Source organism: Streptomyces hyaluromycini (assembly GCF_002217755.1).
Lineage (GTDB): Bacteria > Actinomycetota > Actinomycetes > Streptomycetales > Streptomycetaceae > Streptomyces > Streptomyces hyaluromycini.
This window is the reverse complement of sequence record NZ_BCFL01000016.1, coordinates 758,122-771,448: the sequence shown is the minus strand read 5'-3', so window position 1 is coordinate 771,448 and position 13,327 is coordinate 758,122. Positions and strand designations below refer to the sequence as shown.

General features: G+C 71.8%; 15 protein-coding genes. 10 read left to right on the top strand and 5 right to left on the bottom strand.

The window, feature by feature from the left end; all coding sequences use genetic code 11:
• Positions 1-13: 13 nt before the first annotated feature.
• Genes SSP29_RS03530 through SSP29_RS03515 form a run of 4 tightly spaced genes read left to right on the top strand, consistent with a single transcriptional unit; the run spans position 14 to position 3,535 of the window.
• The gene (locus SSP29_RS03530) at positions 14-982 is read left to right on the top strand and encodes an ABC transporter ATP-binding protein (RefSeq protein ID WP_089098954.1); all 969 of its coding nucleotides are present in this window, start codon (positions 14-16) and stop codon (positions 980-982) included.
• Complete coding sequence (locus tag SSP29_RS03525) at positions 979-1,719, top strand: ABC transporter permease (protein WP_089098953.1); 741 nt, start codon at positions 979-981, stop codon at positions 1,717-1,719. Before SSP29_RS03530 ends, SSP29_RS03525 begins: the two co-directional genes overlap by 4 nt.
• 5 nt (positions 1,720-1,724) lie before the next feature.
• Positions 1,725-2,924, top strand: coding sequence for a sensor histidine kinase (locus SSP29_RS03520; protein ID WP_089099788.1), 1,200 nt, complete (start codon positions 1,725-1,727; stop codon positions 2,922-2,924).
• Entirely contained in the window at positions 2,921-3,535 is a 615-nt protein-coding gene (locus SSP29_RS03515; RefSeq protein ID WP_089098952.1) for a response regulator transcription factor, read from the top strand. Before SSP29_RS03520 ends, SSP29_RS03515 begins: the two co-directional genes overlap by 4 nt.
• Before the next feature lie 35 nt (positions 3,536-3,570).
• Here SSP29_RS03515 and SSP29_RS03510 read toward each other — a convergent pair whose 3' ends face one another.
• Positions 3,571-4,434, bottom strand: a complete 864-nt coding sequence (locus SSP29_RS03510; protein WP_089098951.1) for a transglutaminase-like and tetratricopeptide repeat-containing protein — start codon at positions 4,432-4,434, stop codon at positions 3,571-3,573.
• Between the two features lie 50 nt (positions 4,435-4,484).
• Positions 4,485-5,495 carry a GNAT family N-acetyltransferase gene (locus tag SSP29_RS03505; protein ID WP_089098950.1) on the bottom strand — a complete coding sequence of 337 codons (1,011 nt, stop codon included), beginning with the start codon at positions 5,493-5,495 and terminating at the stop codon, positions 4,485-4,487.
• 140 nt (positions 5,496-5,635) lie between these two features.
• On the opposite strand from SSP29_RS03505, the gene fdxA reads away from it, so the two are divergent.
• Entirely contained in the window at positions 5,636-5,956 is a 321-nt protein-coding gene (gene fdxA / locus SSP29_RS03500; RefSeq protein ID WP_089098949.1) for a ferredoxin, read from the top strand.
• A gap of 184 nt (positions 5,957-6,140) precedes the next feature.
• Positions 6,141-7,235 carry a bifunctional succinyldiaminopimelate transaminase/glutamate-prephenate aminotransferase gene (locus SSP29_RS03495; protein WP_089098948.1) on the top strand — a complete coding sequence of 365 codons (1,095 nt, stop codon included), beginning with the start codon at positions 6,141-6,143 and terminating at the stop codon, positions 7,233-7,235.
• Between the two features lie 154 nt (positions 7,236-7,389).
• Here the strand turns inward: SSP29_RS03495 and SSP29_RS03490 are convergent, their stop codons facing one another.
• Both SSP29_RS03490 and SSP29_RS54910 read right to left on the bottom strand, forming a co-directional pair.
• Positions 7,390-7,821, bottom strand: a complete 432-nt coding sequence (locus tag SSP29_RS03490) for an ATP-binding protein (RefSeq protein ID WP_089098947.1) — start codon at positions 7,819-7,821, stop codon at positions 7,390-7,392.
• Between the two features lie 271 nt (positions 7,822-8,092).
• Positions 8,093-9,118: a heavy metal transporter gene (locus SSP29_RS54910; RefSeq protein WP_438363772.1), complete on the bottom strand. Its 1,026-nt coding sequence runs from the start codon at positions 9,116-9,118 to the stop codon at positions 8,093-8,095.
• A 93-nt stretch (positions 9,119-9,211) separates the two neighbouring features.
• Between SSP29_RS54910 and dapE the strand changes: the two genes are divergently transcribed.
• Together dapE and SSP29_RS03475 are read left to right on the top strand one after the other, a co-directional pair.
• Entirely contained in the window at positions 9,212-10,291 is a 1,080-nt protein-coding gene (gene dapE / locus SSP29_RS54905) for a succinyl-diaminopimelate desuccinylase (RefSeq protein WP_089098945.1), read from the top strand.
• Positions 10,292-10,395: 104 nt separating this feature from the next.
• Positions 10,396-11,154 (top strand): LOG family protein, encoded by a 759-nt coding sequence (locus SSP29_RS03475; RefSeq protein WP_089098944.1) that lies wholly within the window; start codon positions 10,396-10,398, stop codon positions 11,152-11,154.
• A gap of 147 nt (positions 11,155-11,301) precedes the next feature.
• On the opposite strand, the gene folP is transcribed toward SSP29_RS03475, so the two are convergent.
• The gene (folP, locus tag SSP29_RS03470) at positions 11,302-12,162 is read right to left on the bottom strand and encodes a dihydropteroate synthase (RefSeq protein ID WP_089098943.1); all 861 of its coding nucleotides are present in this window, start codon (positions 12,160-12,162) and stop codon (positions 11,302-11,304) included.
• Positions 12,163-12,323: 161 nt separating this feature from the next.
• Here folP and SSP29_RS03465 point away from each other — a divergent pair, with 161 nt between their 5' ends.
• Both SSP29_RS03465 and SSP29_RS03460 read left to right on the top strand, forming a co-directional pair.
• The gene (locus tag SSP29_RS03465; protein WP_089098942.1) at positions 12,324-12,683 is read left to right on the top strand and encodes a DivIVA domain-containing protein; all 360 of its coding nucleotides are present in this window, start codon (positions 12,324-12,326) and stop codon (positions 12,681-12,683) included.
• Positions 12,680-13,294, top strand: a complete 615-nt coding sequence (locus SSP29_RS03460) for a DNA-3-methyladenine glycosylase I (protein WP_089098941.1) — start codon at positions 12,680-12,682, stop codon at positions 13,292-13,294. The genes SSP29_RS03465 and SSP29_RS03460 overlap by 4 nt, the downstream gene beginning before the upstream one ends.
• Positions 13,295-13,327 lie beyond the last annotated feature (33 nt).

Genomic DNA, 13,327 nt, shown 5'->3' with positions numbered 1-13,327 from the left:
ACAGCATGGAGGCATGACAACGACAGCGGCGACGACGGCCACCGGGACCCCGGTGGTGGTCGGGTTCGACCAAGTGAGCAAGACCTACGGGAACGTGCGGGCCGTCGACGGGCTCTCGCTGCGGCTGCACCCGGGGGAGACCGTGGCCCTGCTCGGGCCCAACGGCGCGGGCAAGTCGACCACGCTCGACCTGCTGCTCGGCCTCAAGCAGGCCGACACCGGCACGGTGAGCGTGTTCGGTCTGAGCCCGCGCGAGGCCATCGTCGCCGGACGCGTGGGCGCGATGCTGCAGAGCGGCGGCCTGATGGACGAGGTCACGGTCGCCGAGCTCGTCAAGCTCGCCTGCCAGCTGCACCCCAAGCCCTACAAGGTCACCGACGTCCTCGCCCGCGCGGGCATCTCGCAGATCGCCGACCGCAAGGTCAACAAGCTCTCCGGCGGCCAGTCCCAGCGCGTCCGCTTCGCCCTCGCCACCGCCGGTGACAGCGACCTGATCGTCCTGGACGAGCCCACCACCGGCATGGACGTCTCCGCCCGCCAGGCGTTCTGGGCCACCATGCGCGAACAGGCCGACCAGGGCCGTACCGTCCTGTTCGCCACCCACTACCTCGAAGAGGCCGACGCCATCGCCGACCGGGTGCTGGTGCTGCACCGGGGGCGGCTGCTGGCCGACGGGACGGCCGCCGAGATCAAGGCGAAGGCCGGAGCGAGAAGGATCTCCTTCGACCTGGAGGGCGAGATCGACGAGGCCCCGCTGCGGGCGCTGCCCTTCCTCACCGCCGCCACTGTGTCAAAAAGCGGCTCCGCCGCGGGGAGCGGCCAGACCGTCCGTATGCAGTCGTCCGACGCCGACGCCACCGTCCACGCCCTCTACGGCCTGGGGCTCTACCCCCGCAACCTCGAAGTCGCCGGGCTCGGCCTTGAGCAGGCGTTCGTCGCCATCACGGAGGCCGAAGAGGCCAAGGAGGCCACGCAGTCATGAACGCCCTGATCAAGCTGGAGCTCGCCCGCGCCCTGCGCAACCGCAAGTTCCTGTTCTTCTCGGTGATCTACCCCTCGATCATCTTCCTGCTGGTCGCGAGCCAGGGCGGCACCGGCGCCACCGTGGACAACTCCGGCCTGTCCGTCGCCGCCTACGTCATGGTCTCCATGGCCTCCTTCGGCGCCCTCACCGCCGTCCTGATGGGCAACAGCGAGCGCATCGCCAAGGAACGGGAGAGCGGCTGGGTACGGCAGCTGCGGCTGACCACGCTGCCCGGGCGCGGCTACGTCCTCGCCAAGACCGCGAGCGCCGCCGTGGTGAGCCTGCCCTCCATCGTGGTCGTCTTCCTGGTCGCCGCCTCGGTCAAGCACGTACGCCTGGACGCCTGGCAGTGGTTCGCCCTCACCGGTGCGATCTGGGCCGGCAGCCTGGTCTTCGCCGCGCTCGGCGTGGCCATCGGCTACCTCGCCTCCGGGGACGCGGTCCGTCCGATCACGATGATCACCTACTTCGGCCTGTCGATCCTCGGCGGCCTGTGGTGGCCGTCCTCGTCCTTCCCGACCTGGCTCCAGGACATCGCGAAGTGGCTGCCCACGCACGCGTACGCTGCACTCGGGCGGGCCATCGAGCAGAGCCAGGCCCCGAAAGCCCAGGACATCGCCATCCTCGTCGTCTTCTTCGCCCTCTTCGTCGGCGGCGCGGCCTGGCTGTACCGGAAGGACACGCTGAAGGCGTGAGCACCATGACGGAAGACCTGCGACCCGGCGACGAAGCCCGGGCGGAACGGCTGGTGCGCATCGGCCGGCCGCCCCGCAACCGGAGCGAGGCGATGCGCAAGCTGGTGTGGGTCCTGCCCTGGCTGGTCTTCCTGGCCTCCCCGGCGCAGGACCTGGCCTCCGGCCACCACACCACCGGAGCCACGGCGGCCGGCTGGGCGGGCCTGACGGCCTTCGTCGGGATCTACCTGACCATCGTCTTCCGCTCCATGGGCCGGCCCTACCGCGGCGGGATCGTCACCGCCGCGATCGTCGTGGAGGCGACGCTCGCGGTCACTCTGGCCTTCACCCTCGGCGGCTCCTGGTTCGGCCTGTTCGTGTACGTCTCCGTGATGTGCGGAGTGACCTTCCCGCTGCGGGCCGCCTACTGGACGATCCCGCTGACCACCGCCGCCATGATGCTGGCGGGCTGGTACGTCCACGACATGGACGAGGCGTGGGGCCTGTTCCTGGTGGTGCTGCTGGTCGGCTTCTCCATGACCGGCGTACGGCAACTCGTCGCCACCACCATCGAGTTGCGCAAGGCCCGCGCCACCGTCGCCCAACTGGCCGCCAACGAGGAGCGGTTGCGCCTCGCCCGCGACCTGCACGACCTGCTCGGCCACTCCCTCTCCCTGATCACCCTGAAGAGCGAGCTGGCCGGCCGGATGCTCCCCGACCACCCCGACAAGGCGGCTCAGCAGGTCTCCGACATCGAACAGGTCAGCCGCCAGGCCCTGGTGGACGTCCGCGAGGCGGTCACCGGCTACCGGCGGCCCCGGCTCGCCGCCGAACTGGCGGGCGCCCAGGTCGCCCTGACCGCCGCCGCGGTCACCGCCGACGTCCCGGCCGACCCCGACCTGGCCGGCGTACCCGACGACGGCGAGGCGGCCCTGGCGTGGGCGCTGCGGGAGGCGATCACCAACGTCGTACGGCACAGCGGTGCGAGTGTCTGCACGGTGGAGCTGCTGCGCCGTCAGACCCTGGACGGCCCGGTCCTCGAACTCGCCGTCGAGGACAACGGTTCGGGCGGCGCGGGCAAGGGCCCCGGCAACGGGCTCACCGGGCTCACCGAGCGGCTGGAGAAGGCGGGCGGCACGCTGGAGGCGGGCCGTGCGAAGCGCGGTTTCCGGCTGGTCGCCCGGGTCCCGCTCGGCTCCGGCATGGCCGTAGGATCCGGGGCATGAGCAGCACGATCAAGGTCCTCCTCGCGGAGGACCAGTCGATGGTCCGCGAGGCGCTGGCCGCCCTGCTGGGCCTGGAGGACGACATCGAGGTCGTCGCTCAAGTCGCCCGCGGCGACGAGGTGTTGCCGACGGCCCGGCAGCACGACATCGACGTCGCCCTGCTCGACATCGAGATGCCGGGCTGTACGGGCATCGAGGCGGCGGCCCAGCTCCACAAGGCGCTGCCGACGGTGAAACTGGTCGTCCTCACCACCTTCGGCCGGCCCGGCTACCTCCGCAGCGCGATGGAGGCGGGCGCCGACGCGTTCCTCGTCAAGGACGCCCCCGCCGCCCAGCTCGCCGAGGCCGTCCGCAAGGTCCTCGCCGGCGAACGCGTCATCGACCCCACGCTCGCGGCGGCGGCCCTCGCCGAGGGCGCCAACCCCCTGACCGACCGCGAACGCGAGGTCCTCCGCGCGGCGGCCGACGGCTCGACCAACGCGGAACTGGCGGCTGCGCTGCACCTCTCCCAGGGGACGGTACGGAACTACCTCTCGACGGCGATCCAGAAGCTCGCGGTACGGAACAGGGCGGAAGCGGTCCGGATCGCGAGAGAGAAGGGCTGGCTCTAGAGGGCGACCGGTGGGTTGAGGGCGACCGGCGGGGCTCAGTTGAGACGAGCCCGTGCCGCCCGGGCCTCCCCCCGCACCTTCTCCGCCGCCCCCTCGTCGACCACGTCGATCAGCCCCGCGTACTCCTCCAACTCCTCGGCGCCGTCCGCGAACTCACCTCGTTCCACCAGCAACCGCGCCCGCTCGTAGCGCAGTCGCGCCGGATGCGACGGCATCAGCAGGGACAGGTCCACCCCCCACAGGCCCACGTCCGACCGCTCCGGGCGGGTCGCCGCCCACGCCCGCACGTTGTTCAGAATCCGCCGTACGACGTCCAGGGCATCGGCCGGCTCCAGCATCGCCGGCTCCAGCGGCACCCCCGCCGCCCCCACCACCAGCAGCTCCGCGTCCGCCCCGGTCAGCACCCGCCCCCCGTCGAACGGATCGGCCAGCACCTGCTCCTCCGCCGCCCCGAACCCGACCACGAAGTGCCCCGGCAGCGCGACCCCGTACACCGGCGCCCCCGCCCGCCGGGTGACCTCCAGCCACACCACGGACAGCAGGATCGGCAGCCCGCGCCGCCGCCGCAGCACCTCGTGCAGCAGCGAGGACTCCAGCCGCTGGTAGTCCGCGGGGGTGCCCCGGAAGCCGAAGCGTTCGCCAAGGACCCGGTGCGCCGCGGTAGCCCACGCGTGCGGCCCGCCCGGCCGGTACGGCAGCTGCCCGGCCAGCCGGTCCAGTTCCATCTGCGCCGCGTCGATCCCGGCCTCGTCCAGCGAGCCGTCGGCCGCCGCGCCCAGCAGCAGACACAGCGTCGCCAGATCGGGCCGCTCGGACCGCGCCTCCTCGGCGAACCGCCGCCGTACCTCGGCGGCCCGCCCCGACGACGGCGGACGTGGGTGTGGCTGACCGGAAGCCATAGCTGTCTCGTGCCCCTTCGGAATGATCGGTACCGCCTCGACGCCAGGATTCAGGAGCCGTCCGCCCCCGGCGCCCGGTAGTGGTGGTACGCGTGATGCGCCGCGAAACCAAGCCGCCCGTACAGCTCCCGCGCCCCCTCGTTGTCCGTCTCCACCTGCAGCCAGGCCGCCGACGCGCCCTCCTCCAGCGCCCGGCGCGCGAGCGCGGCCATGACCTCGGTGGCCAGCCCCCGCCGCCGCAGCCCCGGATCCACCTCCACGGCGGCGAACCCGGCCCACCTGCCGTCCACCACCAGCCGCCCGATGGCCGCAGGGGCACCTCCCTCGGCTCCCGGCACGGTCGCGAACCACACCGACGGCCCGCTCCCCAGCACCTTCAGCGCAACCTCGCTCACCCCCTTGCGCTGGTACCGCGCCAGCCACTCCTCGCCGGCCTCCCGGTCGAGCAGCACCCCGGCCCCGGCCGCCCGGTCCGCGACCGGCGCCAGCCCGCCGGTCCACAGCTCGGCGCTCACCTCGCGCACCCACCCGCGCCGCTCCAGCTCCGCGCAGAGCAGCTCCTGCGTGCCCTCGGCGCCGGTCGCGGTCTGCACGTACGCGGGCAGCCCCCGCTCGCCGTACCAGCGCCGTACGGCCGCCAGCGCCGCGTCCAGCGGCAGCCCGGGATCACCGAGCGGCAGCACGCTGTTCGCCCGCCGGGTGAACCCCGCGGCGGCGCGCAGCTCCCACTCGCCGAGCCGCTCGCTCTCCACCGGGCGCCAGCCGCGCGCGGCGACACGCGCGAGTTCCCGATAGGTCGCCGCGGGTCCCCGGCGGCGCGCCGGAGCGGCCGGCACCACCTTCCCCGCCACCAGCGCGGACTCCGGTATCCGGACGGTCTCCCCGTCCCGCCGTGTGATCGTCAGCATGCCGTCGTCGTCCCATGATGTGAGAACACCCACCGTGTCGGTGAACTTCTCCGTGGCGACACCATTTCCGGTCAAACGGCGCACGGATACTCGTTTACCCACGTCAGCAGCGGTGATACGGACCTCGAAGCGTCCTGCGGCAGAGATTTCCACTGGTCAGTTCACCCCTCCTGTTCGGATCATGCCCAGGAACGGAGATACTAGGGGCGGGCATCGACGACGCCGCGCTCCCGCGCGCCAGGCGGCGGAGCCTACGGAGGCCCGCCAGCGCCCATTCGAGGAGGAACGACAGCGTGACCTACGTCATCGCGCAGCCTTGTGTCGACGTGAAGGACAAGGCGTGCATCGAAGAGTGCCCGGTCGACTGCATCTACGAGGGCCAGCGGTCCTTGTACATCCACCCGGACGAATGCGTCGACTGCGGCGCCTGTGAACCGGTCTGCCCGGTCGAGGCGATCTTCTACGAGGACGACACTCCGGAGGAGTGGAAGGACTACTACAAGGCCAACGTCGAGTTCTTCGACGACCTCGGCTCCCCGGGCGGCGCCAGCAAGCTGGGCCTGATCGAGCGGGACCACCCGTTCATCGCCGCGCTGCCCCCGCAGGCCGAGTAGTCCGCACCGGCGGCCCGCCGCATCACCGTGCCGCCTCGGTCCCGTACGGCCTGATCACGCCCGATCGGCGCCGTACGGGGCCGAGGCGTTTGCCGTACCGGCCGTTGTCGGCTGTACCGGCTGTACCGGCTGTACCGGCTGTACCGGCTGTACCGGTCGTACCGAAGAAAGTGAGCAAGGAACCGTGTCCGCAGTCTCCGACCGTCTGCCCACCTTCCCCTGGGACAAGCTGGAGCCGTACAAAACGACGGCAGCGGCGCACCCGGACGGCATAGTCGACCTGTCGGTCGGCACCCCGGTGGACCCGGTCCCCGACCTGATCCAGAAGGCCCTGATCGACGCGGCCGACTCGCCCGGCTACCCCACGGTCTGGGGCACCCCGGCGCTGCGCGACGCGATCACCGCCTGGGTCACCCGCCGCCTCGGCGCCAGGGACGTCACCCACCGCCACGTCCTGCCGATCGTCGGCTCCAAGGAACTCGTCGCCTGGCTCCCCACCCAGCTGGGCCTCGGTCCCGGTGACAAGGTGGCCTACCCGCGCCTCGCGTACCCCACCTACGAGGTCGGTGCCCGCCTTGCCCGCGCCGGCTACGAGGTCTACGACGACCCGCGCGACCTGGACCCGGCCGGCCTGAAGCTCCTCTGGCTGAACTCCCCGTCCAACCCGACCGGCAAGGTCCTCGCGAAGCAGGAGCTCACGGAGACCGTCGCCTGGGCCCGTGCAAACGGCGTGCTGCTCTTCTCCGACGAGTGCTACCTGGAGCTGGGCTGGGAGGCCGACCCGGTCTCGGTCCTGCACCCGGACGTCAACGGCGGCTCGTACGACGGCATCGTGGCCGTCCACTCCCTCTCCAAGCGCTCCAACCTCGCCGGCTACCGCGCGGCCTTCCTGGCGGGAGACCCGGCGGTCCTCGGCCCCCTCCTGGAGATCCGCAAGCACGGCGGCATGATGACGTCGACCCCGACCCAGGCGGCGGTGGTGGCGGCCCTGTCCGACGACACCCACGTCCACGAACAGCGCGAGCGCTACGCCTTGCGCCGCAGCCTCCTCCGCGAGGCCCTCCTCTCCCACGGCTTCCGCATCGAACACAGCGAGGCGAGCCTCTACCTGTGGGCGACAAGGGACGAGTCCTGCTGGCAGACGGTGTCCCACCTGGCCGACCTCGGCATCCTGGTGGCACCGGGCGACTTCTACGGCAAGGCCGGCGAAAACTTCGTACGCGTGGCCCTGACGGCAACGGACGAGCGAGTGCGAGCGGCGGTGGAGCGGCTCTCGTAGCGCCCCGCAAAGCGCCCCGTGAGGGGCGCGGGGCTGTATCACTTTGCGGCTCCGCCGCGTGGGCGCGACCAGCCCCCACCCACCCGCAGCCGAAGCACAACGGAAAGGGACCCAGGGAAAACCCCGGGTCCCTTTCAACCACCGGTCAGGCAACTCAGCCCAGCGGCAGACCCTTGACGGGCAGCCCACCCTTGGCGAGCCCGTCCGTCGGCAGCCCACCCTTCGTCGCGGTGGACGCCGTGTCACCCAGCAGCCCACCGGCGGAGCCGGCCGCGTCGCCCGCGGTGTGCTGCACCACCGGCGCCGCCTTCTTGACGGTCTTGCCGCCGGTCTTGCCCGCGGCCGGCACCGCCGACTCGACCGCCTTGCCGCCGGTGTGGCCGACGACCCCGGTGACGTGCTGCGCCGCACCGTCGGCGGTGTTGCCGACGTTCGCCCCGTCCAGCGCGGTCAGACCGCCCAGGTTCGGGGTGGCCGGCAGACTCGGGGCCGCACTGGCGGAGCCGGCCGCACCGACCCCGGCAGCCGCTCCCGCTGCGACGAGCAGCGCGGCACGGGCGATCCGGCGGGTCAGGGGGAGAGACATGGTGCTCCATTCGACGGGAGGGAACGTGATCGCCGTGACTACCGCTCGAAGCCCGCAAAGGTTGCGGAGGCCCAAGGTAAAGAATTGATAACGCATCGCATTATCGGGTGTGGAGAAAAACGGGCAAACAGTGCCTTGCCGGTGGATCCGCAGAATCCTTACGGCTCAGTGTTCCCAAGGGGATTCACGCATGCGCGAGTGACCGTGCGGAAACGTGGGCGCACCACGCATGCGTCGCGTCCCGGCTGACCCGCCGGAGGGAATCCCCGAACTACTGCCCGGTCACGATCCGCACCGAGCCCGCGGACTTCTCCGCTCCGCCCGTGCCCTGCGTGCCGGACGCCGTCTCCCACTGGCTGTCCGTGCTCCCGGCGGCCCACTCCCGGCCCGCGTACGACACCCGCTGGATGTGCAGCGCCGAGGAGTTGGCCACCGCCCAGTGCGCCAGCTGCCAGCCGCGCTCGCTCTCGGTACGGCCCGACTTGTCCTTCTTCTTCCCCTCCGGCACCGGCACGGTCACGGTCCGCCCGTGCGCCGTGGCGGTCACGCTCGGCGTCGGCGTCGGCGAACTCGCGGACGAGCCGCTCACCTCCGCGCCGGCCTCCTCGACCGCGTCCCGCCCGAAGTCCCGTACGAGCGCGGTCCGTACCGCGTCCGTACCCGTACCGGTACTCGTCGTCGCCGTCGTCGTCACCGTCTCCGTGCGGGCCGCCGGGCGCCCGTCGCAGGTCAGCGTGGCCGCCGCCTGCCCGGTCAGGGCCGCCGCGAGCAGTGTGGCGTCGGTCTCGTGCTTGGCGTACGCCTGCGGGTAACCGCTGCGCTGGACGCGCTGTGCGGCCACTGTCAGCGGCAGGGTCTCGTAGTCGGGCACCTTGGCCAGGTGGGCGTAGAACATGCCCGCCGCGTACGCCGGGTCCAGGATCTGCTTCTCGGTGCCCCAGCCCTGCGAGGGCCGCTGCTGGAACAGGCCCAGCGAATCGCGGTCGCCGTGTTCGATGTTGAGCAGCCCGGACTCCTGGATCGCGGTCGCCAGGGCGATGGCCACCGCCCGCTCGGGCATACCGCGGTCGGTGCCGACGGCGGCGATCGTCGCCGCGTTCACCGCCTGCTCGGGCGTGAACTCGTACGACTCGCCGTCGCTTCGGCCCGAGACGACCTTGCAGCCCTCGGCGCCACCGCCGCCGGTGACGTACTGGACGACCAGGTAGGCCGCGACGGCGCACAGAATGAGCAAGCCCGACACGAAACGCAGGACACGGCTGCGACGCTTGGGGCGGATGGGGGACGGCTCTGGCACGCGTACAACATACTGGACAGTACGAGCCGCTCACCCCCGGGTCCGGAAGCCTGTGAACCAGCCCGTGGGCCGACGGGCGCTAGGGTCGAGGCCATGGCCGACACCTCGCTTGACCTCACGCTGGACGCCGCCGCGCTCACCGCGCGGCTCGTCGACCTCCCCTCCGAGAGCGGCACCGAGAAGCCGCTCGCGGACGCGATCGAGAGCGCGCTGCGTGTCCTGCCGCACCTGACGGTCGACCGGTACGGCAACAACGTGATCGCCCGGACCGACCTCGGCCGCCCCGAGCGCGTGATCCTGGCCGGCCACATCGACACCGTCCCCATCGCGGAGAACGTGCCCTCCCGCCTCGACGAGGACGGCGTGCTGTGGGGCTGCGGCACCTGCGACATGAAGTCGGGCGTCGCGGTCCAGCTGCGCATCGCGGCCACCGTCCCGGCCCCCAACCGCGACCTGACCTTCGTCTTCTACGACAACGAGGAGGTCGCCGCCGACCTCAACGGCCTCAAGCACGTCGCCGAGGCCCGCCCCGAGTGGCTGGCGGGCGACTTCGCGGTGCTGCTGGAACCCTCGAACGGCGAGGTCGAAGGCGGCTGCCAGGGCACCCTGCGCGTGCTGCTGAAGACCTCGGGCGAGCGGGCCCACTCGGCGCGCTCCTGGATGGGCTCCAACGCGATCCACGCGGCCGCCCCGATCCTGGCCCGCCTCGCCGCCTACGAGCCGCGCTACCCGGTCATCGACGGCCTGGAGTACCGCGAGGGTCTCAACGCGGTCGGCATCTCGGGCGGGGTGGCGGGCAACGTCATCCCCGACGCGTGCGTGGTCACCGTCAACTTCCGGTACGCCCCCGACCGTTCCGAGGCCGAGGCCATCGCCCACGTCCGCGAGGTCTTCGCCGACTGCGGGGTCGAGGAGTTCGTGGTCGACGACCACAGCCCCGGCGCGCTGCCCGGCCTCTCCCACCCGGCCGCGGCCGCCTTCATCGAGGCGGTCGGCGGTACGCCGATGCCCAAGTACGGCTGGACCGACGTCTCCCGCTTCTCGTCCCTGGGCGTCCCCGCGGTCAACTACGGCCCCGGCAATCCGCACTTGGCTCACAAGCGGGACGAAAGGGTGGAAACCGCCAAGATCCTGGCGGGCGAGGCGCGGCTGCGCACCTGGCTGACCAGCTGAGCCGCACGACGGCGCTGCGCACCCGACATGCCGACGTCCCGCGCCTGTAACCCGCGCGGATCTACGCTGGGGCGGATACACCTGCAAGCGGAGGGAGCGCACATATGCCTACCGGGAACCCCGAGGGGAAGAAGGTGCCGCCGGACGAGCAGCGCCTGGGACCGGTCCTCCGACGGCGCGGCCAGGTGACCGCGAGCACGACAGACCAGCGTCTCCTGGACGCGGGCGGCCCCTCCGACTGGGTGCACACGGACCCCTGGCGGGTGCTGCGCATCCAGTCGGAGTTCATCGAGGGCTTCGGCACGCTCGCCGAACTGCCGCCCGCGATCAGCGTGTTCGGCTCTGCGCGAACGCCGGTCGACTCGGCCGAGTACGACGCGGGCGTGAAGTTGGGCCGGGGCCTGGTCGAGGCCGGCTGGGCGGTCATCACGGGCGGCGGGCCCGGCGCCATGGAGGCGGCGAACAAGGGTGCCCTCGAAGCGGGCGGTGTCTCGGTCGGCCTCGGCATCGAGCTCCCCTTCGAACAGGGCCTCAACCAGTACGTCGACATCGGCCTCAACTTCCGCTACTTCTTCGTGCGGAAGATGATGTTCGTCAAGTACGCGCAGGGCTTCGTGGTCCTGCCCGGCGGCCTCGGCACCCTCGACGAACTCTTCGAGGCCCTCACCCTCGTCCAGACCCAGAAGGTCACCCGCTTCCCGATCGTCCTGTTCGGCAGCGGCTACTGGGGCGGCCTCGTCGAGTGGCTGAAGAACACGCTGGTCGCCCAGGGCAAGGCGGCGGAGAAGGACCTCCTCCTCTTCCACGTCACGGACGACGTGGAGGAGGCCGTGGGCCTGGTCTCGAAGGAAGCGGGCCGCTAGGACCGGCGGTTGCCCACCCGCCCACCCGACTCGGTCTCTTGAGGAGTGGACCTCGAACGGTCTTTCTGCCTCGTCTTTTCAATCGACCGAGTCGGGTGGTGGGTGGGCGAGGAAACCGGGGGGGCTGGGGGCGGAGCCCCCAGGACGCTACGCCAGCCCCCGCCGGGCCACCGCCGGAGGCCGGTGCCCGGCGATCGACGCCACCATGTCCAGCACCTGCCGCGTCTCGGCGACCTCGTGCACCCGGTACACCTGAGCCCCCAGCCACGCCGACACCGCCGTCGTCGCCAGCGTGCCGATCACCCGTTCCTTCAGCGGCCGGTCCAGGGTCTCGCCCACGAAGTCCTTGTTGGACAGGGAGACCAGCACCGGCCACCCCGTCTCCACCATCTCCCCGAGCCGCCGCGTCGCCTCCAGGCTGTGCCGGGTGTTCTTGCCGAAGTCGTGCCCGGGATCGATCAGCACCGACTCCCGCGGCACCCCCAGCGCGACGGCCCGCTCGGCCAGCCCCAGGGTCACCCGCAGGATGTCGGCCACGACGTCGTCGTACGTCACCCGGTGCGGCCGCGTCCGCGGCTCGGCCCCGCCCGCATGCGTGCACACCAGCCCCACCCGGTACCGCGCCGCGACCTCCGCCAATCCCGGGTCGACCCCGCCCCACGCGTCGTTCAGCAGATCCGCCCCGGCCTCGCAGGCGGCCTCCCCGACCGACGCCCGCCAGGTGTCCACGCTGATCACGACGTCCGGGAAGCGTCTGCGCACCTCCGCGACGAACCCGACGATGCGCCGCGCCTCCTCCTCGGCGCCGACCTCCTCGCCCGGCCCGGCCTTCACCCCGCCGATGTCGATGATCGCGGCCCCTTCGGCGACCGCCTGCTCCACGCGCGCGAGGGCCGGCTCGTCGCGAAAGGTCGCCCCCTGGTCGTAGAAGGAGTCCGGCGTCCGGTTCACGATGGCCATGATCACCGGTTCGTACGGCCCGAATTCCCGCCTGCCCAGCCTGAGCATCGCCTGTGACCTCTCGTAGTAATTCCCTCGGTAAGACCGCCTGCGACCCTAACTGTCAGACTCGCATGGCACGATCGGACGCAGACACATTCGACACCGAGCACACTGAGCACAACGAGTGCTGCTGCACCGAGCTTCATCGAGCCTGGGGGCCCACCGCGATGGTTATGTTCCTGTTCCTCGTCGTCGCGCTCGCGGTCGTGGTCGCCGCGGTCACCCTCTCCGTGGTGAGCGGCGGCGAGAGCGGACCGCTGCCCGAGGTGGCGCCCGAGCGGTTCCAGGACCCGCTGCCCCCGGACCGCCCGGTGAACCGCGCGGACGTGGAGAGCATCCGCTTCCCGCTGGTCCCGCGCGGCTACCGCATGGCGGACGTCGACGACGCGCTGAGCCGTCTCGGCGCCGAGCTCGCGGAGCGTGACGCCCGGATCAACGACCTGGAGTCCGCGCTGGCCGGCGCCCAGGCCGCGCCGCACACCCCGCACACCTCGCTGGACAAGCCCGAGCCGGAGGACCGGCCATGACCGACGCGCCCGACGTGCCAAACGTCATCGACGGAGCGGCGGTGGCCGGCCCGGACGGCAGGCTGCGCTGCCCCTGGGCGCTGTCCACCGAGGACTACGTGGCGTACCACGACGAGGAGTGGGGCCGCCCGGTCCACGGCGACGAAGCCCTCTACGAACGCCTCAGCCTGGAGGCCTTCCAGTCCGGCCTCTCCTGGATCACGATCCTCCGCCGCCGCCCCGGCTTCCGGGCCGCCTTCGCCGGCTTCCACATCGAGAAGGTGGCCGCGTTCACCGACGAGGACCGCGAACGCCTGCTGGCCGACCCCGGCATCATCCGCAACAGAGCGAAGATCGACGCGACGATGGCCAACGCCAGGGTCCTGGCGGAGTGGGCCCCGGGCGAGCTGGACGCCCTGATCTGGTCGCACGCCCCGGAGCCGGGCACGTATCCCGCACCGAAGACCATCGCCGACGTGCAGGCGGTGACCCCCGAGTCGACGGCCCTGTCCAAGGCCCTCAAGAAACGGGGCCTGCGCTTCATCGGCCCGACGACGGCGTACGCCCTGATGCAGGCGTGCGGGTTGGTCAACGACCATCTCGAAACCTGCGTAGCCCGGAAAACCCCGTAGGCGGCAGCGCCCCGTGAGGGGCGCGGGGCCGCA

Bases quoted from the DNA above. Each gene is read 5' to 3' on its own strand.
- SSP29_RS03530 (WP_089098954.1), top strand. From the start codon at position 14: ATGACAACGACAGCGGCGACGACGGCCACCGGGACCCCGGTGGTGGTC.
- SSP29_RS03525 (WP_089098953.1), top strand. From the start codon at position 979: ATGAACGCCCTGATCAAGCTGGAGCTCGCCCGCGCCCTGCGCAACCGC.
- SSP29_RS03520 (WP_089099788.1), top strand. From the start codon at position 1,725: ATGACGGAAGACCTGCGACCCGGCGACGAAGCCCGGGCGGAACGGCTG.
- SSP29_RS03515 (WP_089098952.1), top strand. From the start codon at position 2,921: ATGAGCAGCACGATCAAGGTCCTCCTCGCGGAGGACCAGTCGATGGTC.
- SSP29_RS03510 (WP_089098951.1), bottom strand. From the start codon at position 4,434: ATGGCTTCCGGTCAGCCACACCCACGTCCGCCGTCGTCGGGGCGGGCC.
- SSP29_RS03490 (WP_089098947.1), bottom strand. From the start codon at position 7,821: ATGTCTCTCCCCCTGACCCGCCGGATCGCCCGTGCCGCGCTGCTCGTC.
- dapE (WP_089098945.1), top strand. From the start codon at position 9,212: ATGGCCGACACCTCGCTTGACCTCACGCTGGACGCCGCCGCGCTCACC.
- SSP29_RS03475 (WP_089098944.1), top strand. From the start codon at position 10,396: ATGCCTACCGGGAACCCCGAGGGGAAGAAGGTGCCGCCGGACGAGCAG.
- folP (WP_089098943.1), bottom strand. From the start codon at position 12,162: ATGCTCAGGCTGGGCAGGCGGGAATTCGGGCCGTACGAACCGGTGATC.
- SSP29_RS03465 (WP_089098942.1), top strand. From the start codon at position 12,324: ATGGTTATGTTCCTGTTCCTCGTCGTCGCGCTCGCGGTCGTGGTCGCC.
- SSP29_RS03460 (WP_089098941.1), top strand. From the start codon at position 12,680: ATGACCGACGCGCCCGACGTGCCAAACGTCATCGACGGAGCGGCGGTG.